The sequence below is a fragment of the Actinoplanes lutulentus genome, from assembly GCF_003259845.1.
Taxonomy (GTDB): domain Bacteria; phylum Actinomycetota; class Actinomycetes; order Mycobacteriales; family Micromonosporaceae; genus Actinoplanes; species Actinoplanes lutulentus.
In genome coordinates this window covers 66,229-85,654 of record NZ_QLMJ01000020.1, presented here as the reverse complement: position 1 = coordinate 85,654, position 19,426 = coordinate 66,229, and the positions used below count along the sequence as shown (strand labels likewise).

19 protein-coding genes are annotated in these 19,426 nt (G+C 67.7%); 6 read left to right on the top strand and 13 right to left on the bottom strand.

The window, feature by feature from the left end:
- The first annotated feature begins 53 nt into the window (after nt 1–53).
- The 5 genes from B0I29_RS34875 to B0I29_RS34855 are packed head-to-tail and all read left to right on the top strand — an operon-like array spanning nt 54 to nt 4,522.
- Nucleotides 54–245: a hypothetical protein gene (locus B0I29_RS34875; protein WP_111653399.1), complete on the top strand. Its 192-nt coding sequence runs from the start codon at nt 54–56 to the stop codon at nt 243–245.
- A 10-nt stretch (nt 246–255) separates the two neighbouring features.
- Nucleotides 256–732: a TadE family protein gene (locus B0I29_RS34870; RefSeq protein ID WP_111653523.1), complete on the top strand. Its 477-nt coding sequence runs from the start codon at nt 256–258 to the stop codon at nt 730–732.
- Nucleotides 729–1,175: a TadE family protein gene (locus tag B0I29_RS34865; RefSeq protein WP_111653398.1), complete on the top strand. Its 447-nt coding sequence runs from the start codon at nt 729–731 to the stop codon at nt 1,173–1,175. Before B0I29_RS34870 ends, B0I29_RS34865 begins: the two co-directional genes overlap by 4 nt.
- A gap of 29 nt (nt 1,176–1,204) precedes the next feature.
- The gene (locus B0I29_RS34860; protein ID WP_111653397.1) at nt 1,205–1,630 is read left to right on the top strand and encodes a pilus assembly protein TadG-related protein; all 426 of its coding nucleotides are present in this window, start codon (nt 1,205–1,207) and stop codon (nt 1,628–1,630) included.
- Nucleotides 1,631–1,651: 21 nt separating this feature from the next.
- Complete coding sequence (locus tag B0I29_RS34855; protein WP_111653396.1) at nt 1,652–4,522, top strand: BTAD domain-containing putative transcriptional regulator; 2,871 nt, start codon at nt 1,652–1,654, stop codon at nt 4,520–4,522.
- 215 nt (nt 4,523–4,737) lie between these two features.
- Here the strand turns inward: B0I29_RS34855 and B0I29_RS34850 are convergent, their stop codons facing one another.
- Entirely contained in the window at nt 4,738–5,964 is a 1,227-nt protein-coding gene (locus B0I29_RS34850; RefSeq protein ID WP_181558126.1) for a pentapeptide repeat-containing protein, read from the bottom strand.
- A 434-nt stretch (nt 5,965–6,398) separates the two neighbouring features.
- Here B0I29_RS34850 and B0I29_RS34845 point away from each other — a divergent pair, with 434 nt between their 5' ends.
- Entirely contained in the window at nt 6,399–8,339 is a 1,941-nt protein-coding gene (locus tag B0I29_RS34845; RefSeq protein WP_146616983.1) for a hypothetical protein, read from the top strand.
- Between the two features lie 197 nt (nt 8,340–8,536).
- Here B0I29_RS34845 and B0I29_RS34840 read toward each other — a convergent pair whose 3' ends face one another.
- The 12 genes from B0I29_RS34840 to B0I29_RS34785 form a co-directional block, all read right to left on the bottom strand.
- Complete coding sequence (locus tag B0I29_RS34840) at nt 8,537–9,187, bottom strand: hypothetical protein (RefSeq protein WP_111653393.1); 651 nt, start codon at nt 9,185–9,187, stop codon at nt 8,537–8,539.
- A gap of 241 nt (nt 9,188–9,428) precedes the next feature.
- Nucleotides 9,429–10,064, bottom strand: coding sequence for a hypothetical protein (locus tag B0I29_RS34835; protein ID WP_111653392.1), 636 nt, complete (start codon nt 10,062–10,064; stop codon nt 9,429–9,431).
- Complete coding sequence (locus tag B0I29_RS34830) at nt 10,061–10,453, bottom strand: hypothetical protein (RefSeq protein ID WP_375790598.1); 393 nt, start codon at nt 10,451–10,453, stop codon at nt 10,061–10,063. Before B0I29_RS34830 ends, B0I29_RS34835 begins: the two co-directional genes overlap by 4 nt.
- Nucleotides 10,444–11,001, bottom strand: coding sequence for a hypothetical protein (locus B0I29_RS34825; RefSeq protein WP_111653391.1), 558 nt, complete (start codon nt 10,999–11,001; stop codon nt 10,444–10,446). The genes B0I29_RS34830 and B0I29_RS34825 overlap by 10 nt, the downstream gene beginning before the upstream one ends.
- 67 nt (nt 11,002–11,068) lie before the next feature.
- Nucleotides 11,069–11,602, bottom strand: coding sequence for a hypothetical protein (locus B0I29_RS34820; RefSeq protein WP_111653390.1), 534 nt, complete (start codon nt 11,600–11,602; stop codon nt 11,069–11,071).
- A gap of 436 nt (nt 11,603–12,038) precedes the next feature.
- Nucleotides 12,039–12,596, bottom strand: coding sequence for a hypothetical protein (locus tag B0I29_RS47110; RefSeq protein WP_245972993.1), 558 nt, complete (start codon nt 12,594–12,596; stop codon nt 12,039–12,041).
- Nucleotides 12,593–12,922, bottom strand: coding sequence for a hypothetical protein (locus B0I29_RS34810; RefSeq protein ID WP_111653389.1), 330 nt, complete (start codon nt 12,920–12,922; stop codon nt 12,593–12,595). Before B0I29_RS34810 ends, B0I29_RS47110 begins: the two co-directional genes overlap by 4 nt.
- 71 nt (nt 12,923–12,993) lie before the next feature.
- On the bottom strand, nt 12,994–14,112 hold the full coding sequence (locus B0I29_RS34805; RefSeq protein ID WP_245972991.1) for a helix-turn-helix domain-containing protein: 1,119 nt from the start codon (nt 14,110–14,112) through the stop codon (nt 12,994–12,996).
- A 623-nt stretch (nt 14,113–14,735) separates the two neighbouring features.
- Complete coding sequence (locus tag B0I29_RS34800) at nt 14,736–15,776, bottom strand: M23 family metallopeptidase (RefSeq protein WP_111653388.1); 1,041 nt, start codon at nt 15,774–15,776, stop codon at nt 14,736–14,738.
- Nucleotides 15,764–16,576 carry a replication-relaxation family protein gene (locus B0I29_RS34795; protein WP_111653387.1) on the bottom strand — a complete coding sequence of 271 codons (813 nt, stop codon included), beginning with the start codon at nt 16,574–16,576 and terminating at the stop codon, nt 15,764–15,766. Before B0I29_RS34795 ends, B0I29_RS34800 begins: the two co-directional genes overlap by 13 nt.
- A 68-nt stretch (nt 16,577–16,644) precedes the next feature.
- Nucleotides 16,645–18,231 (bottom strand): type IV secretory system conjugative DNA transfer family protein, encoded by a 1,587-nt coding sequence (locus B0I29_RS34790; protein ID WP_111653520.1) that lies wholly within the window; start codon nt 18,229–18,231, stop codon nt 16,645–16,647.
- Entirely contained in the window at nt 18,228–19,364 is a 1,137-nt protein-coding gene (locus B0I29_RS34785; RefSeq protein ID WP_146616982.1) for a hypothetical protein, read from the bottom strand. The genes B0I29_RS34790 and B0I29_RS34785 overlap by 4 nt, the downstream gene beginning before the upstream one ends.
- Nucleotides 19,365–19,426: the final 62 nt, after the last annotated feature.

The following is a 19,426-nucleotide window of genomic DNA, read 5'->3' as shown; positions in this document are numbered from 1 at the left end:
CGAAGGCCGCTCCAGCGGCACATTGACCGTCACCCACAGAGAAGGGACAGGGAATGAACGCCCTGCTGAACCTCATCGCCGCCGAGATGCGACACCGCTGGCAGGCGGTACGCGACACCAAGGACGGCGGCTACACCACGGAAGCCGTCGTGGCGACAGCGGTGCTGGTCACCCTGGCGATCCTCGCCATCGGGATCATCTACTCCAAGGTGTCAGGCAAGGCCAACAGCATCAACCTCGGCTAAGACCGTGCTGATGACCGGCATATGCGTTCCCCATGCCGACCGCCCACCGAAGGCGGCGCTCGTCGGGGCTGGGCAGCTGCGAGCCCGGTGGCGTCGGGCCGCTGCCCATTCCGACACGGGCGCGGCGACGGCCGAGCTGGTCATCGCCATGCCGTTGCTGCTGCTCATCATCATGATGGTCATCCAGGCCGGAGTATGGATGCACGCCACCCACGTCGCGCAGGCCGCCGCAAGCCGGGCCGCGACCACCGCCGCCGCATACGAGTCGAGTGCCGGTGTCGGCCGGCGTACAGGTCGCGACACGCTCTCGGCGATCGGCAGCGGAGTACTCAAGAATCCGTCGGTGTCGGTGACCCGCACCGCCACCGAGGTCCGCGTAGAGATCCGGGGCCACGCCGGGACAGTCGTGCCCGGGATGGCATGGGATGTCCGAGCCGTAGTGGTCCGCCCGGTAGAACGCTGGGTCACCGGTGGAGGCATTTCATGACGCGCCTTCGCCGGGCTATCGTCGCCCGCATCCGGAAGGTGGCCGCGACACCGGATGCTGGAGCCAGCACCGCCGAGATGGCCCTGTTGACACCTTTACTGGTCGCGATCCTGCTATTCGTGGTGATGTGCGGTCGTCTCGTCTCGGCACAGATCGACGTGGAGGCCGCAGCCAGCAGCGGCGCTCGAACGGCGTCGTTACTCGGCCACGGCGGCGGCGTCGCGGAGGCTGAACGTAACGCCCTGGCGACGTTGGCCGCGCACACCGGGACCTGCCGCTCAGCCAGCGTCACGGTCTCCGGCAACCCGCAGCCCGGCGGCTCGGTGACGGTGCGGGTCTCGTGCCGGGTCGCCCTGTCGGATCTGCTCCTGCTCGGTGTTCCCGGCAGCCGGACGGTGGAGGCGAGCGCGACCTCGCCGGTAGATAGGTGGGCGGGACCGTGATCCGCAGAGTGCATGCCGTGGCAGCGTGGATGCGCCGCCGCACCGGCGGCCGGGACGCCGGACAGATCACTCCGTTCGCGGTGTTGTTCAGCGTGGCCCTGTTCGCCGTCGCCGGGCTCGTCCTGGATGCCGGGCTGGCGCTGTCGGTCAAGGTGTCCGCGCTCGACACCGCGCAGGCCGCCGCCCGCGCCGGAGCACAAGAACTCGACCTGTACCTATACCGCACGCAGGGCCGCGCTCAGCTCGATCCGGACCGGGCCGCATCGGCGGCTCGGTCCTGGCTCGCCCGCGCCGGCGTCACCGGCGAGGCGACCGCGACCACCACGACCGTCTCTGTGACCGTGCGGCGTACGAGCCGCACCCAGCTTCTGCAACTGGTCGGAGTGCGAAGCCTTCGCGTCTCCGCCTCCGCGACCGCGGTCGCGGTGCAAGGCATCACCGGCCCCAACACCTGAGCCTTCGAGGAGAAACCGGGTATGGTCCGCGCCTTCGTCACCCTGGGTCGCCTGGTACGCGCTCTGGTCGCCGCCGCCATGCTGCTCGGCTTCGCCGCCGGGGTGCCCTGGCTTCTGATCGCCTCGGCCGGATGGCCTTTGGACTGGATCGGCTGGGTAAAGCTCGGCGTACCGCCCGGGGTGTCCGACCTGGTTGTGACGATCACGAGTCCCTGGTCGGATCAAATGATCGTGGCGCTGCTCGCCTCGATTGGCTGGGTGCTGTGGGTGCAGTTCGTCCGCGACACCGTCATCGAAGTCATCGAGGCATCGGCCACCGCAGCAGCCGCCCGTCACGGCAGGCTTCGGCCGCCGGTCGCCGGTCGTGGCCCGATCCGGTGGGTCGCGGCCATGCTCGTCGGCGCGATCCTCGGCGGCCTGCTGTTCGACGTCGGCCGTACCGCCTCGATCGGCGGGGGCAGCGCCGCCGCTGATGCCGCCGCGCACCGGCCCGCTATCGCCGTAGCCCCGGCACAGGCCGTTTCAGTGTCAATGACCGTTCCCCGCACTCACTCGGCGATCGTCGTTGCCGCCGCCACTGCCCGGCCGTTGTCCGCGCACAGGGACAACGACATACCTGCCTGGGCGCGCGACGCACCGGGCGGCGTGCACCACGTCGTCGAGCACGACAACCTGTGGGATATCGCCGAGCATAAGCTCGGCGACGCCCATCGGTGGCGTGAGATCTACAAACTCAACCGGGGTCACGAGCAGGTCAACGGGCACGCTCTCAGGGATCCGGACGAGATCCACGTCGGCTGGGTGTTAGCGCTGCCCACCCACGGCGACTCGCCAGCCCGTCAGAAACCCGCCACGCCGTCCGGAGCCTCCACCGAACCCGACTCGGCAACCGAAGAGAAGCCCAGCACCGATGCACCACCCCGGACGGCCTCACCGCTGCCGGTGATTCCCGCGCCGAATGGGACGGTGAGCCCGGCGCCGGTCGACTCCAGCCCGGCCGCAACCTTCCCGAGGCCGCCAGGCGCGATCTCCAGCGCCCAGCCAGCGGCTAGCAGTTCCATGACCGCCGGATCGGAGGCGACCAGCGCAACGGCACCAAATGACAATGGGCACGATCGTGACGAAGCCGGGATCGCGTTGCCGACTCAGGGGTGGGTGAGCCTCGGCCTGGCCGCACTACTGGCCGCCGTCGCTTCGCTGGTACGACTGCAACGCCGCCGCCGTGCCCGGCTGACCTTCCCCGTTCCCGCCCGGCTCGAGCCACAACCAGCACCGTTACCCGAATCCCTGACACCGATCGAGGCCGCCGCAGATCGCCGCTTGCGTTCCGACCCCGGCCAGCAGCAGCCTTCCGTCCCGGCGGTCGCCGCGCCCATTGGCGTGGACGCCAACGCTAGGGAGGTGAGCTTGTTCGACCTGCCCGGTTCTGGCCTCGCCCTGCACGGCGACGGAGCCGAGGCAGCGACTCGCGCGCTGCTCGCCGCTGTCCTCGCTAGCGGCGCCATCCAGAGTTTCGAGGCCCGCCCGATCGTGGTCACCACCACCGAGGTACTCACTCGCCTCTTGCCCGACGGCGCCCCATTGCTCGGTCTTGACCCTGATGGAACCAGTTACGACGGCGAACGGCTCATCGTGCTCTCCGACACTGCGGCGGCCGTCACCCACGCCGAAGAGGAGATGATCCTGCGGCGCAGGCTGCTGGACACCTTCGACGCGGACAGCATCACCGCCCTCAACGCCCGCACAGATCACGCCGAAACTCAACCGGCGTACGTACTACTAATCGAGGCGAGCCCTCGGCACGTACCCCGGCTTCTTGCTGTCGGCGCGCATCGCACCGCCTTGCACCTGCACCCGGTCGTCTTCGGCGAGGTGGAGGGCTTGATCGCCTTCGAGGTCACCGCCGACGGCACCATCGACGAGCAGCCTCTTGGCTTACGCCGGCTGTCCACCCTCGCCGCCACCGGCCTCGCCGCAGTGCTCGCCGCGCTGGCCGATACGACACCGCGGCCCGCGCCTGGCCATGACATCGACACCCCCGCACAAGCCAACAAGCAGGTCACCACGGCATCCGGCCCTTCACCCAATGAGGCCTCCGAACCGGCACCTGCACAGACGGCCGAAGTCACCGCTCCGGTGCGGCTGCACGTGCTCGGGCCGGTTCGGATCACCACCGACACCGGACCGGTTACAACCGGGATGCGCAGCGGCTCGTACACCGTGCTCGCCTCACTCGCCGCATACTCGGCGGGACGCAGCCTGGAACAGCTTGCCGCTGACCTACACCCCGATACCGACCCTGCCACCGCCGCCAAACGCATCCGTACCGACATCAACACCGCACGCCGCGTGCTGCGTAACGCCACCGGAAGAACCGGCGAAATGTTCGTCGTTTACGACCCGGGCATCGGCCGCTACCAAATCGACGCGCGACTATTCACCGTCGACCTCTGGCAGATGCTGACCGCGCTCGACCACGCCAACAAGGCTTCCGACGACGCCGTTGCGCTCGTCATGCTGCGCGAAGCCGCCGACCTGTACAACGGGGACTTCGCCGAAGGCCAGGACCGAGCCTGGGTCACCGACTACGCGGGCAGCTACCGCCATCAAATCCTCGTCGCGTACGCGCGGATCGCCGAGATCATCGAGGTCGACTTCCCGGAGCAGGCCATCGCCGCGCTACAGCGAGCCGTCGACCTCGACCCGATTAACGAGGAGCTCTACCAGCGGATCATGCGCATCCAGGGTCGCGTCCAGCACCCGGACGCAGTCCGGCAGACGCTGCGTCGTTTGGAGGAACGCTTGGCTGATCTCGACGCCGAGCCGTCGGAAGCCACTCGCCGCGTCGCTGACCGGCAGTTGCGGCCCATCACCAGCGGAGGCCACCGATGACCGGAACCCGAGCAACGGCTCGACGGTCGTCCCCGCGATAGTCGAGCGCCACTTCGACCCGCTACTCCCGTAATCAGCCGGCGGGGCGCATACGCCGAAGGGCTTGGGCCGCTTGGCCCAGCGTCTGGTCAATTTGTTGCGTGACGGACTCGGCCGGACCTGCGGAGGGTGACTGGACGGCTCAGAGCCAAACGGATGTCAACCCGCAGCGCTAATTAGACTTCCTCGTCTGGTTTCCGCTCGACTAGACTCGCAAAATCGGCGCCGGGCACGAGGTCCCACCCCGCGGGCCAGCAGTCTTGGCTGTCGCTTCGGTTCACAACACGACTGTTATCGAACCTCACATCCCCGTCGAAAGCCGATTTGGCGAAACTCACGTCGTCCCCGGAGAACATCACCGTGCCGAAGTAGGTTTCGCCTCGGAAAACTGATTCGATGAAGGTGCAGCCGTTGAGAAATCGCGCATGGCTGAAAATGGTGAAGTCGCCGAACGTAGCGCGCGTGAACCAGGCAGCTGCGGTAAACACCGACGAATGGAACATCGCATCCCCGGAGAAGCGGACCGCTCCAAACATCGCGTGCGCGAGGAACTCTACCTCGCCGAAGGTCGCCGACCTGTGAAAACTCGCCCTGCCGAAGTAGGCGTCCTTACGAAAGGTGGCGCCGCTGAAGTATGCGTCGCCCAGAAACTCGGCACTGCCGAATTGGACGTCTTCGAGGAAGGTGGCTTCACCGAAGCCGACCGAGCCATAGAACGAAGCGCGTCCAAATTTGGCCACACGCACGACACAGCTGCGGAAGTCGAAGCCCAAGAGAGTGGCCTCGCTCAGGTCGACGTCGATGTCCGGCCAGAAGGCGCGATCAGGCGACCCGCCCCGCCGAATCAGGTCGTCGACATTGCCCCCCTCCGGTATCCGAAGGTGGTTTCGCAGGATTCTTTGGGCGGTCACGCGTACCTGGAGCTCTTGGCGCTCATCCCGGCCGCCGCCCATAGCGGCTCCGTCGGCAGGGTCGGCAGACGCCTTGGATAGCATCTGCTTCTCTTCGTCCGAGGAATATCGTGAAGCAGGCGGCTCGTACGGCATGCGAAGGTAACCGCAGATGACATCGACAACGGTCTGCCGCTGGTCGACGTTCTTCTGGGCTACCCGTTCCAGGGCATATAGCCCGCCAAGACGGACCACGCCATCGGCGTGGCCCAGTTGCTCGACCGCTTTCACGTAGAGTTCCGTCACCCTCCGCTCTGCCGCGTCGGCCTCGACATGGGACTGCTTTCGCAGTTCGAGATCGTGCGCATATTCCGTGACCAGTTGGCGGCGGAAGTTCAGGAGAAGAGCGGCCACGGCGGCAGCGGCGGCGAAGCATCCGAGGCCGTACTTGACAGAGGAGATGTGCAGGGAGGGCTGCTCCGCGCTGGCGGCGCCATTCGCGATGATCCACATGAAAGCGAATGCAGCGACGCCGAGGCCAGCAACCCCGAAGCTTGCCAGCAGAATCCCTGTGTTTGACAAGAAGCTGGGCCGGGGTGGGCTGTACCCGCTGCCGCCTGACTCTGTCCCGGCGCCGCTGATCTGCTGGCCTGGCACTAGCTCGCCGTCCACCGAGACCGATGCCCGGCGCCAACGGATTCTTGGTCGCTTCAACACGAGCAGCATGGTCGCAGACATGGGCAGGAACGCCGCGGGGAGGGTTACTCCGGTACTAATTGTCGGACTTAAGCCGGGCTGGTCTCCTCGTCGCCCCGATGCACGCTCATCAACTAGGCAGTGCACTCGGCTTCACGTCCCGAAAGGGCACGTAGACGGCAAGCTGAGCTGCGGTGGAGCCGCACCTCAAGCCACTACCGCGACTCAAACGGCGGGCATACGGTTCTGCCGTGAACATCGAGCGAAGCGCCAATGCTGATGCAGCCACCTCGTTGTACGTCGTTGTCCTTCGCGCCACCAGCGCCGCTCGTTTCTGGCCGGAGGAGGGCTGCGAGACCACTGTGCACGAGCCCAAACTGGCGCCGCATGGCGTCCGAATTCGGATCTTCACACGCTGGGTCGACGAGGGCGGCACGGGGGTTCCACGCGAACTAATCGTCGAAGTCCGAGGCCGCGCTGCCTCGCTGGATGATGCGATCGACTCCTTCTCCAGGATCGCGCGACCAGTCGCCACCATCGTTGGCTTCGCGGCAAACGTTAGAGTCGGTGCCCTCGAGGTCCACCTCGCATACGACGCAACGCCAACGCAACAGAGCCGAGAATTCGCCGAGGTCTTCATCCCCGACGAACGCGGTCCGGTCTCGGAGGGGCAGCGTGTGCGACCGCATCTCCTGGAGGCCCTCTGGAAGGCGATATTCGCCGAAACACCCGACGGCGCCCGGATAACCCGTGCCCTGCGTCACTACGAACTCGCCTTACGGAACTGGCACATTGGCGGAGAATGGCTCGCACTCAACCACTTGTGGATCGCCAGCGAGAACCTCACCAAAGCGGTTGTCCGCAAGACCGCCGAAGCGCGCGGGATCACCGAGGAAGAACTAGCCCGCAGCTTCCAGCTGGTTACCAATGACCCGAGCCGACCGCGTTGGAAGGACCTACTCGGTGCACGAGTCCGACAAGAGATCATTTTCGCTGGCGACACCGACACCTACCAGCTAGCGAAAAACGCCAGCGACGGAATCGAGCACGGCATATGGGAGATAAATAAGATCACGTCGAACGCGCTCAAGTGCGCCGACAAGACGTTTCGCTATATCCGGTTGTCCCTCACCGATCTCCTCGCGCTCGATCAGCAAACGGCAGACGAACTGATGACCATCGAGCTCCGAGACGTCCAATCGACCCGCACGATAATGCGAGGACGGCTGGTCGGCGACGCCGCGGACCCTGCCCCCGAGGGACAGTTGTACCCCTCGCTGGAGTGGCACGCCGGCGTCGGATCGATCACACGCAACGGCACCACCATTGCCGTCCACCGGAAGGATCGGTTCACGGTGCGTGCCCGACCAGGGGTGGGCTTCCAGCCAGAACGCCTTGAGGTGCGCGGGCGGCTCCAGCATGGCCAAGCCGTCGTGGAGATTGCCGAGCAGGATGTCGACGTCGAGCACGAGACGCTCGCCCCATCGGCACGGGTTCTTGACGCAGTCATGCCGCTCGTTGATGGAGCAGCTGCCACCGGCGAGGGGATCGGGCACGACGAGGCAACGATGATCGCGTTCAACCTGTTCGGTCAGGCCGTTGCGTACTTCAAGAGCATCACCGTTCTGCTTGACGCCCATCAACCGGTCGAGGCGCTACCCGGGTTGCATTGCCTGGTGATCTTGGCAGCACGCTTTGAGCAAATGACGGACATCGGCAGCCCAGGTGTCGGCGTCGCCCTCCGCCTCGTCTATGACGAGATCGATGCTTTCGCATCAGGCCAGGGGGTGGATGCGGAGCTAGTGAGATCACGCAGAGCAGACTTAGCGGCCATGGCACACCAGCGAAACATCGTGGTCCCGGATGTTCTCGCCACGCCGGAGACGTCCCGGGTGTACATGAGTCTCGGCTCGGAGATGCAGATGGCCCACGCTGCGGCCAATGCGGCGTACTCTACGGCGACCTGGCATGTCCAGCGCGTTGACGATGAGCACCGAAGATTCCGGGTGGCTGTCGAGACGCGCCCGCTGATCGACCTCGTCAGTAGTGCAGCCGCGATAGCCATGCTGGAGCTTCTCGAGCACGCGAATACTCTCTTCGGATGGTCGGGCGAGGTAGCGGAGATCGGAGGACTTCTCCGCGAAGCTCGCGACATCAATGAGGTGGCCGCTCAGGCACTAGACGAACCGTGAGCGATTGACACCCCCACCATTTCAAGAGATTCATGCCAGTGGTTGAGCTTAAGGCGTCCGTCGTCCCGCCTACCGCCCGCCTCTGTCTCCCGGAAGCTTCCGGCCGCACAGGCCGGAAGCCAGCCCTCGACGGGGAGTAACGGCTCGCCGCCAGGTATCGCCATAGCCATGCCTGGCGGCGCCCCATGTCCTTAATGTCAATTGGGCTGATCTCCCTCGACAGCGGCCAGCAATCGCTGCGCGGTGCGCGGTCGAATGCCCAGGCGGCGAGCGAGTTCCGCGCCGAGGCCGCGCCGGTCGCGTCCGGCGGCCTTTACCTCGGCGAGCAGGTCGGCGGCTACTTGGAGACGAGGGTCGTCGGAGTAGGAGTAAGCCTTGCGGGGGCCGGTGGTGCGGGGTGCGTGGCCGGTGGATCGGCGGCCGGTGCGGGCGTCGGCGTGCGCCCATACGGTGCGCCGGTACCAGAACCGCCGTCTGCGCCCGTCAGAAAGAATCTCGATGTCGTCCGGGTGCCCGGTCAACTCGTCGGGCAGGTTCCGATACGAGCTGTAACCGAGGATCCGCGCGGCTTCTCCGGAGGTCACTAGTTCGTTGGGGTCGCCAGTGCGGTCGACCTTCGTTAGCTCGGCCAGCTTCGCGGCCTTGTGCGCGACACGAAAGGCGTCGATGTCATCGACCCAGAACCACTCGCGGCCGGAGCCGTCTGTGAAGGCGTTCGGAAAACCAAACCGAGCTCGATTCTGGATCCAGTTGATGACTGTGGTGCGTGCCGCGCCGGTGTGCGCGGCGACGCCGTCGCGGTCGAGGGCGACACGGTCGTGAAAGGAGCGGCGAGCCACGGTGGTCATTGTCGCGGGTCTTCGGGGTGCGAGCGAGCTGGCAACGTGAGAGCCGCCTTTGGCGGCCGGATTAGCATCGGCGACACGCTGCTCGACTCTGGTGCGGCTGATGGGCCGAGGGGTGGCTCAGGCAGCGAGGTAACCGGTCGGGGGTTGCGCACGCCCTTTCGAGGGTGTGCCCCGACCGGCTGCCGACGGTCCGAAAAACTCGTTACGCCGCGAGGCGGGTTACTCGGGCAGCGTAGTCGTTTCAGCGGTCTGTTTCGCGTCCCGACCCTTGTTGCGGTTCCTGCCACACGCCGAGCGGGTGGTGCTGGGTGATCTGGAATCGGCCGGGTTGGAGCGTGTCGAGCACGGTGCTGAAAGTACCGTGGAGGTGCCCGCGCACGCTCATGAGCCGTTTGCCGCGCGTCAGTTTGGCGGGCATGGCATCGGTGACCCGGGCGATCAGGCCGTAGAGGTCACGATTCTCGATCAGTTCGGCGCAGCCGTCGCAGGCGCTCCACCGTTCACCCCAAATCTGCACCGGGCCGGGAGCGGTCTCGACAGCGCGAGTCCGTGCGGCATGGTGGCGGCGCTGGTAGTCCCCGAGGTTTACGGTGCGCCGGGTGACAATCCGGACGTCGGACTCCTGGTCGGCGCACACGTATACCCAGGAGGCGTTCGGGCCCGAGCAGAAGTCGCACTCGATGATCGGATCCGGGATCTCGGTTACCGGCGCCGGCCGAGCCGGATGCTCGACTTCGCCGCCGCGGACCTCGGCCGGGTGTAGGAAGGTCACCGCTCCGCTGGGAGCCTGGTGGCGGTGCAGAGCGCGGCGACAGGTACGGCAGTGGAACGGCACCTCGTCGGGCGTCGGCGCCGTCCACGCGGGAGTGAGGGTCATTCTGCCGCCCCTTCGCGCTCGCTGGCCAGGATGTTCCAGGCCAACGACGCCATGAGTGTCAACGGCAGGGTCGCGATCTTTGCCTGTGTCTTGGGAGTCGCAGCGTCGTAGACGGTGAGGATTGCTGAGGCGGTGGTGCCGTCCACCACGACTCCATCGATCTTGCGGGTATGCCCGGCGCTCGCCTCCCGGAGCATCTCGATGAGGTGCGGATCGCCGGTGCTGGCGTCGTCCGGGATGAGTTCAGTCTCGGCAGCGTCGGGGCAGTCCGGGCAGGTGACGAGGCTCGGTTCGGCGGTGACGCGGGTATGCGGTCCGTTGTCGGCTCCACAGACCGCGCCGGAGTGCCGGGTGGATCGGCCGTGTGTCCAGGCGGGTATCACGTGCACCTCTCCTCCCTGCCCCAGTCAAGGTCCAGGTGAGTCGCGGCGATGTGTGTGAGGTGATCGAGTACCGCGCTGACCTTCATCTGGAGGACGTCCTCGGGCCGGCGCTCGGCGAAGACGAAATCGAGCAGCGTGCGAGCGGCAGCGAGTCCATAGACCGCTGCCTGCTGGTCGACCGGCAACGGCTCGGTGATCGGTTTGCTGTTCCAGTTGATGAGGGTGGCTCCGTACCGGAACTCGACTCGGTATCGGTCGCCGTTGGGCAACTCGGGTTGCAGGTAAATGTCGATGACGACGCCGCCCTTTTCGTTGTACGGGGCGAGTCCGTCGGTAGTGGTGGCCACACCGCTCAGATGCTGCGGCCGACGGGTTGAGGGGTTCGAGGCGTGATCGACTTCGATGACGGCCGGCGCCGCTCCGGAGCCGTCGCTGGCCTCGCGAGTAAGAGCGAGCACGAGGTTGTCCAGGACTTCGGCTGGGGTGCAGCCATCGGTCTCGGCCCGGCGTGAAAGCGTCGTGAAGGTGGTGGCGGCTATTTCGATCTGAGGCATGCGCGATCTCCATTGAGGGAGGTAGCGGCGCGACCGGTGCCATCGTCCCGGCCGCGCCGACGGCGGATCAGCGGGTCGCCGCGTGCGGCATAGCGGCGGGCGGCGGTGCGCCCGGCACCACCGGGGCCGAGCCTGTGGCCCGCATCGGGGAAGGAGTGGGTGCCGGGTACATCGGAGTCTCCGGACCCGCCGTGAGCGACGGCAGCGCCTCGGCGACTCTGACGCCGGAGCGGTCGAGGCTGATCGCGGCGTACGCGGTCAGGTGCGTACCCACGGTGAGGGCCTGCGCCCCGGTGAGCTTGAGCCGTACGGAGTTCGCGTGGTCGTCGCGTGCGTGGAGGGCTACCTCGCCGGTCGGCAGTGGCTGTACCGGCAGGAACTCCTCGGCGCTCACGTCGTAGGGCACGGTGTCGACGAGCATTTCCAGGAGTGCGGCGTAGTTCTCCTGTGTCACCTCATGGGCGCGCAGCGAGCGGGCGTACTGGTCGGCATGAGCCTCGGCGGTGGTGGCGGTACGAGAGCGCTCGTGCGCTACCAGCGAGTCCGCGTACGTTATGCACAGGCTATTGATAGCGGCGAGAATGTCGTCTCGGTTGGTCATGGTGGGGCTCTCCCTCGAAGGCTAGATCGTTCGAGTCAGGGGTGAGGGAACCGGCGGCGGTGCGGCTGCCGGGCAAGCCGGTGCCGTGTGGTGTCGGCCCCGGTACCTGCGGCGGCTCGTTAGACGGCGCGGAGCCCGTACATGCGGGCCTTGACGTCGGTGTCTGCCGAGGTCGGCGTTCGAGTCCCGCGGTCCTCTGCGCTCGTGGCCGGGGCGAGGTGAATGCTGCGTTCGTTGAGTCTCGGCGGCTCGTGTGCCATGGCTTGCAATTCCTTCTCGTACTGGTGGGATGGGGTGCGGCATGTCGCCGGTGGGTTGCACCCCGGCGATAAGCCGTCAATGTCAATGTTTCCTACCTGCGCAAGTGCATCAAGGCCGCCGGCTGGAGTCGATCGAGGTTTCTAGGGCGAATCTGACGCCGTGCACCGGTGCCGCCCTACCCGGCGGCGGCCCGGTCGGACAGGTGCCCGTCCGGGCCGTACAGATAGGTCTGCGTGGTGCGGAACGGGGCCGGTAGGTACACGGTGAATCCCTGGGCGGGCACTATGCGGTATTGACGGGTGATGCCCAGGGTCCATCCGGTGGGTTTGTCGCCGTGCGACCCGGCCGGGATGACGCCAGCGCCGGGCCGGTCGGCGCGGGCGCGCCGGTGCCGGGCAATCGCGATGTGCGGGCACAGCGTCAATGCCGAGCGCATGCAGCCGGGGTGGCCCGGCGGGTCAGTGAACCGCATCAGCTCCGCCGTGCGAGGCCTGCCGAGAAAGGCGACCCAATACCCCATCGGCTCGGCGCACAGCGAGCACGAGCGTGCGGCAGCGAGTTCCGTCGAGGACACCGTGTTGATCGTGGTGAAGTCGACGCGGGCGAAGGTGCTGCCGCCCAGGGCCGGATGGATGTTGACCGGCGGGATCGGCAGGTTACGTCGTTCGTCGCGGGGACGGGCAGCCAGCGATGCGGGCATGTCCGGCGGTGCGGGTTCGGCGGGGACGGTCATGCCGGGCCGCTTTCCTCGGTGCCGCGCCGGACTTCGGTGATGACGAGGCCCGGGTTCACGTCGAGGATCAGTTCACGGGCCGCGTCCCACTGCGCCGGGGCGAGCCGGGCGGAAGCGGTGTCGAGTCCGGCGGCCTCCATGACGGCCCGTTGCGTCGCGGCACTGTCGGCGTAGTCGAACACGGCGACCATGTCGCCGCCCGCGACGAGGTACACGAACCCCTCCGCCAACAGCGCGGCCGGACCGGTGATCGGGTCTGCCGGTTGCGAGCCGGGGACAGGGCATGGCGGGGTGCCGTGAGCGGGATCGTTCGGTGGGGCGGTCATCAATGCGCCTTCCGGGTCGGGTGCGAAAGACCGGGGCCGGGCGTGATGCCCGGCCCCGGTAGGGGTGCGTGTCAGGCCGCGGCGGCGGCGGGTGTCGTGTCGGTGGTGTCCGTGCCGGGCGTGTCGTTACCGGCCTCGTCGTTCGTGGCGGTGTCGCCGGAGTCGGCCGCCGGGACGGTCACCGGCGGGGCCATGAGGGCGCGGACATCGGCGGCCGGGGCCGGGGCGTTGTCCGCCATGGCGTACGTCTCCGGGGCCGGGCGGGTCATGACCAGCACGCCGTGCGCGCTGAGTTTGCGCTGGGAGTTCACGATCGCGCCGGGGCTACGCCCGATCGCCTTTGCGATCGTGCCGGGGGTCAGCTCGTGGCCGGTACCGAGGTCGCGGTGGAACGCCTCGACGATGCGCTCCAGCTCACCCTTTGCGAGCTTCGTCGATCCGTCGGTGTTGATCTCGCTGGCGGTCGTGACGGCGGGGCGGGCCGGGGCCGTCGTGGTGCGACGCGCCATCATCGCCACGCGGCGGATCTTGCGCTCCTGGCCACAGGTCGGGCATGCGGGGCTGGTCGGGGCGTTGTCCAGGTCCACGGTGGCGAGGTCGGTGTTGTCGCCGGGCACCCACAACTCGGTGCCGTCAGCGGCAATCGGCAAACGGTGAGCAGCGGCGGCGGCCTCCATCGCGGCCAGGATGACCTCGCCCACGGTGAGCGCGAGGCCGCTCTCGTCAATTGCCTCGTCGGCGGTAATGCCGTCCGGGTGGTCACCGAGCACCCCGGCCATAATCATGACTTTCAGGTCGGTCTTGCGCGGCACGACCGGCGGGGCGGACACCGGGGCCTCCGGCAGGGTCGCCTCGTCGGCCGGTGCCGGGGTGTCGCCGGGCTCGTCTGCCAGGGTCACGGCGGCGGGGGCATCCGCGTCCTCGGTGGTCTCGGTCCCCGGGGTGGTGTCGGCGGCGGGGGCCGCGTCGACCGGGGTGGCGGAGTGCCAGGTATCGGCGGACTTACGGCCGTTCGGGTTGGCATCGCGGCGGGCGGTGCCGTCGGCCTCCATGCTGGTCAGTGCCTTCGAAACCACGGCGACGGTGAGGCCGGTGGCGTCGGCGAGGCTGCGGGTTGTCATGCCGTCCGGGTTGGTGGTCAGGGCGGCGGTGACGGACTCTGTGGCGGTCGGGGCGGTGGTTGTGGTCATGGCGCGGAAACCTCCGGAAAAGGGATGGGAATAGCGTTCCCGCAATACGCGGTGCGCTTTTGTTTGGCGGGGCGTTTTATTGCCCACGTCCATGGACCCTCTGCGCCGGGCGAATGTCAACCCGCATTTCCAAGACTCTTTGCGACCCCGGGCACTAATCCTCATTCAGCTCAGGCCCATGATGGCTACGCATGACACACAACGCATTTAAACGGCCCACCGTGGCCGCATGCCGGTTTTCACGACGCATTGGTAGGTGGGTCAGGACCGCCAGCACAGGCGCGCGTATCGCGTTGTGACCGGATCGGGAATTGGCGGTAACGCGACGCGCGCCCGGCCATCGGCCGGGCGCGCGGGTGGGAGGTTTGGGTGTCCGCTCATCGGGCCTCCGGACGGCCGCCGTTTCGCCCGTGAAGGCCCAAACATCGCCGGTCAGCCCGCGTGCCGGGGGCGCGACATGTGGGCGCTACGGCTTTCACGGTGACTTGAACAGAATTGATAGCAACGGCGCATCCGGCGGTGTTCGTCATTTCGTTTTCCGGCGGTAATTTCTAGGTTTTCATAAACCCTCGAAACGGCCATGAAGTCAAGTCCATGATTGTGTGAAGAATCACTTTACCGACCTACAGCCGAACGCCTTTACTGATCATGAATGAGACTGGATCGGTGGCGTTACTTTCCGTGGCTGGATAGCCTTGGTGGACTTCGTAATGCAGGTGCGGTCCGGAAGAGTTGCCGGAGGTGCCGACATAGCCGATCGGCTGACCGGCGGTCACGGATTGGCTGACCTGCACGATGGGTTGGCGCACCATGTGGCAGTACCGCGACACGATGTCGCCTGCGTGCCGGACTTCCACGTACCACCCGCACCCACCGAGGCCCGGATATCCGTCGGTGTCGCACGGCATGGAGGCGCTGAACGGGGCGTCCCACGACCCGCCGCCCGCATTGCACCGCACCCGTACGACCACACCGGCGGACGCCGCCCGGATCACTGTTCCCCTGTCAGCCATGATGTCGGTCCCGTCATGGCCGGGCCGTTCGGGCGTACGAAACCCCGATCCGACGTCACCGGCCACAGGGCGAGCCCACCCGGCCGGGCTCACGCCCAGGTTGTCGCATACAGGCATCGTTCCGCCGGTGAACGCCGCCACGATCACCGAGGCACGCGGCTCGTGTTTGGCGTAGGCATCCGGGTACGCCGACCGTTGCACCTTCTGTGCGGCCACGGTGAGCGGCAACGATTGCCACCCCGGCACCACGAGAAGGCGCTCGTAGAACTTCCCGGCCGCGTAGTCAGGCGACATGATCTGTGCCGGTGTCCCCCAGCCCTGCGACGGCCGCTGCTGGAACAGTCCCAACGAGTCGTGATCGCTGGGCGTACGGAGGTTGATCAGGTTGGATTCCTGAAGTGCGGTCGCGACGGCGATCACCCACCCGCGCACCGGTACCCGCATCCGCTCACCCTCAGCAACGATCACCCCGGCGTTACGGGCCTGTTCGGCGGTCAGGCCCGGCGGACTCGCGCCCGGCGTGGTCACGGTCGCGGCGCAGCCAGTGCCGTCCCCGCCGAAAACAGCGCCGATCACCCCGGCGGCAGTAGCCCCGATCAACACGACGAAGACCAGGAATGCCACTGCGGCACCGGCCGCTAGGCGTCCCAACGGGCACCGTCCCCCGACGGGATCAGGTCAGCCAGGTTCACCCGCCCACCGCGTCCGGCGACCCGCCACACCGGCCCGGCCGGACCACCCAGCTCGGCCGCGTCGTCGGCGGCGGCAGTCGCCACGGTCAGACCATCGGGCACCCCGGCACGGGTCAGATAGGCGTGCAGGTTCAACTCACGCGCACCGGTGGCCAGCCAGAACAGCACCGGGTACGCCCGCGCGGGTGGTAACGCTCCGTACCCGTCGAGTTTGCCAGCGACCCGCGACAGCGTCTCGGTGCCGAGGTCGGCCTCCACCCAGAACGGCACCGCCCGCCCGGCCACCTGCCACACGCCGTGACCATCAGGCCGCACGACCGCGCCGACCGCCTCACGGCACCGCGCCTCGTTCCACCACCGGGCCAGGCGTACGCCGTAGTGCGTGCGAGCGTGCCCGGTCAGCGCGACGAAGAACCCGTTGGCGGTCAGCAGGTGGGCCAGCGTCGGGGACATCGCGAGCCGGGCCGTGGCGTCGCGTACGGCGGACGGGCGCGGCAGCGTGGCCCCGCTGGTGGCGGCAATGATGGCCGCGCCGACCGGGCCGAGTGTCCACCTCCACGACTGCGAGCCGGGGCGCTGGTAGTGCCGGAACCGGTCGAGAATGTCTCGTGTGTGAAGGGTGTTGAGCCGGTTGCGGGCTCGGCCGATGGACCCGAAAGCGAGATCGACAAATTGCTCGGTGGTGAAGGTCTTGTGCTGGTCGAGCAGGTCGAGCAGGAGTCGGTCTCGGGGAGTGAGTCTCGTAAGTTCGCCGGCCACGACGGAGGCGGTGAGCCGGCCTGCCGATGAGGCGGCGCCGGCGGCGCTAGTAGGAGGGATATCTCTTATCAGTCGGTTCCGGTCCACCAGTCCTCCGCACCGTCATCCACCTGTGCAGGTGGCGTGTTCATGGGGGCCTGTTCAGGCGAGTGTTCGGCCTCGTTGGATTCCTCGTTGGACCGCTCGTTAGAGGTCTCGTTAGACCCCTCGCCCTGAACAGCGAAGGTTTGACCAGCGAAGGTATTGCGTCCGACCAGCGGCAGCGGCGAATGCTCTTCGTTCGGCTCCGGGTCGGCGCCGGCCGCCACCGTTGCCGTACCGAGCAGCCGCTTGCGCTCGGCCCGAGGTAGACCGGTGAGCTCGCGTGCCGCTTGGCGTAGCTCGGCGGCTCGGCCTTTGATCACGGCCGGCGGCGGCAAGGTGTCGGCGGTGACCGGCGGCAGCGCGCGGCCGCCGGCGATCGGGCGGAGAACGACTTCGTAGCCGCCGAGCCGGATCAAGTCGCCGTCATCGAGGTACGGGCGCAGATGGCGGGCCTGGTCGATGGCGTCGCGTGGGGCGAGCGCGAAGTACACCTTGTTGCGAGCGTTGGCGTCGATCGCCTCTTGCATTTCGCCGGACAGCTGGCCTTTGAACTGGTGGGCGAGCAGCCAGGAGACGTGCAGGCCGCGGGATTCGGCGAGGGCGTCATCGATGCCGATCGGCAGGTGCAGGAAGTTGTGACACTCGTCCAGCACGACGCTGGCGTCCGGCCGCTGATGCTCGGGGATGCGCGCGCGTGCGGTGGTGGCCTGCCACAGTCCGGCCAGCAGCAATGACCCGATCAGCCGGGCTCCGTCTTCCCCGATCACGCCTTTGGGTAGGCGGGCCAGTAGAACGCCGCCGTCGAGGATCTCGGCGAACGAGAAGGTGGTGGCCGGGACCCCGAACAGTTCCATGGCGAACGGGTGTGCCAACACCAGCCGGAGCCGCGACAGCAGCGGCGCGGCGAGTCCGGCCCGCTGCCCGACGGAAAGGGAGTTGAAGCCCTCCCAGAACTCGCCGAGGGTGTTGCCCTCCCAGGCTTTCAGTCCGCGTACGACGGCCTTGACCCGGGCGGCGCGCCATTTCGCGTCGGACAGCAGGCGCGGCAGTTGCGGGAGGGTGGAGCCGTCGAGGTGGGCGAGGGTGAGCAGCCCGTGGTAGCAGAGATCGGCCTGGCGTGGCCCCCACCAGCGTGCGAAAACTTTCGACATCACGGCGGTGACGTTGGCGGCGACATCGTGCGGGGTGCCGCCGTGCACACGTGGGTCGAGCAGGTTGATAGCCGGAGGTGCACGTTTCTCGTCCGGGTCGATTAAGACGAGGCGTTGTCCGGCGTCGGCGGGCATCCGGTCGAGAAGGTCCCGGATCAGGTCGCCTTTGGCGGGGTCGAACGCGGCTACCCCGCGCCCGGCCTCGACGTCGTCGAGTATCAGGCGTTGCAGCAGGGTGGTCTTGCCGGTGCCGGTCGGCCCGAGCGCATGGAGGTGGTAGCGGCAGTCGGGCAACGAGATGCCGATCCTCGTACGCGGGCCGGCGTTGGCAACTCCGATCACCTTGCCACCCAGCCCGTGCCGTTGGTCGACCGGTACGAGAGTGAGCCGCCGCTCCGGGTTCGCCGCGGTGGTGGTCACGGGGTGCTCCACACCGTCGGCTCTCTGCCGCCATCGCCCCGCTGCTGCTCAGGTCGAGTCCGACGCTCAGGGACCGGCCCGGCACGGAAGACGTCGCGGCCACCGGGCCGCCGCCGGGACGCGGCAGCCGGAAGCCCGTGCAGGGCCGGTTCGATCGGCAGCCCGGCCAGGGCGGCAAGCTCCTGCACCCCGGCGAGGCTCATCCGCTGCGGCCGGACCCACCGGTCGGCCGCCGCGCTCGCACCTCGGCGAAGGCGCCGTCGCGTGAAATGCGCCGACAGCAGGCTGTATCCGCCCGTAATAGCGGCGGCGGCCGAGCGCGCGGCAGGCTTCGTCGGACCGCCGGCGGTGGCGAAGACCGCGACCAAGAAATGCGGCCCGGCGCTGTACTTCGTACGTGCGCGGCGTGCCAGCTCCGTCAGGTATGGATCAGTTGCAGTGTTCCGCTGATAGCTGGTTCTCGACGAACCGGGCATGAACACGCCGGCCACCCCGAGTAGGACTTGACGAAGACCGTCGGTCAGCAGTAGCGCCACACGAAGCGCTCCGCTGGGGCGGCGGGCACGCTCGGGATGGGTCATCGCCCGATACAGCACCCGGAGCCGGAAGGCGGGGGCGCGGCTGACGTGAACCTGCAACAGGCCGCCGCCGGTGCGCCCCGCCGCCGCCAGGCCCTCGTACACCGCGCGGAGCTGATCTTCGTCCGGCTGGGCGTTCCCCCACGCTCGGGGTGTCGCGGTCGGCGGGTCATCCACGATGGGGAGCCAGTCGGGCTGGGTAGGGCGTACTGCCAGCGTGGTCGTCGTGCCGGTGGCGGCGACGTTCGGTGCGGCGGTTTGTTCGACGCGGACGCCGGGCCAGGCACTTTCGAGGATGCGGCGGACGGCCGTCGGGGTGATCCCCGGTGAGAGCCAGAGACCGCACCGCATTGCGTACGCATCCGCGCGGATCTCCCAGACCAGACGAGCCGGGCGCAGCGACCACCGACCAGGGACCGGCAGGGCGGTGGCGAGCAATCTCCACAGCCCGACGGTGGCGGCCGAGGTCGCGGATACCGGAGGGGTGATCTCCAGCCACCGCGCCGACCGGGCGTGCCTGCGCCAAGCCCTACGCTGCCAGACGCGCCACGTCACCGTAAGCCCGACGGTGACGGCGATGCCGGCCGTCCAAAGAGGCCACGAAGCTTGGAGGCTGT

Bases quoted from the DNA above. Each gene is read 5' to 3' on its own strand.
- B0I29_RS34875 (WP_111653399.1), top strand. From the start codon at position 54: ATGAACGCCCTGCTGAACCTCATCGCCGCCGAGATGCGACACCGCTGG.
- B0I29_RS34870 (WP_111653523.1), top strand. From the start codon at position 256: ATGACCGGCATATGCGTTCCCCATGCCGACCGCCCACCGAAGGCGGCG.
- B0I29_RS34865 (WP_111653398.1), top strand. From the start codon at position 729: ATGACGCGCCTTCGCCGGGCTATCGTCGCCCGCATCCGGAAGGTGGCC.
- B0I29_RS34860 (WP_111653397.1), top strand. From the start codon at position 1,205: ATGCGCCGCCGCACCGGCGGCCGGGACGCCGGACAGATCACTCCGTTC.
- B0I29_RS34855 (WP_111653396.1), top strand. From the start codon at position 1,652: ATGGTCCGCGCCTTCGTCACCCTGGGTCGCCTGGTACGCGCTCTGGTC.
- B0I29_RS34850 (WP_181558126.1), bottom strand. From the start codon at position 5,964: ATGTGGATCATCGCGAATGGCGCCGCCAGCGCGGAGCAGCCCTCCCTG.
- B0I29_RS34840 (WP_111653393.1), bottom strand. From the start codon at position 9,187: ATGACCACCGTGGCTCGCCGCTCCTTTCACGACCGTGTCGCCCTCGAC.
- B0I29_RS34835 (WP_111653392.1), bottom strand. From the start codon at position 10,064: ATGACCCTCACTCCCGCGTGGACGGCGCCGACGCCCGACGAGGTGCCG.
- B0I29_RS34825 (WP_111653391.1), bottom strand. From the start codon at position 11,001: ATGCCTCAGATCGAAATAGCCGCCACCACCTTCACGACGCTTTCACGC.
- B0I29_RS34820 (WP_111653390.1), bottom strand. From the start codon at position 11,602: ATGACCAACCGAGACGACATTCTCGCCGCTATCAATAGCCTGTGCATA.
- B0I29_RS47110 (WP_245972993.1), bottom strand. From the start codon at position 12,596: ATGACCGTCCCCGCCGAACCCGCACCGCCGGACATGCCCGCATCGCTG.
- B0I29_RS34810 (WP_111653389.1), bottom strand. From the start codon at position 12,922: ATGACCGCCCCACCGAACGATCCCGCTCACGGCACCCCGCCATGCCCT.
- B0I29_RS34805 (WP_245972991.1), bottom strand. From the start codon at position 14,112: ATGACCACAACCACCGCCCCGACCGCCACAGAGTCCGTCACCGCCGCC.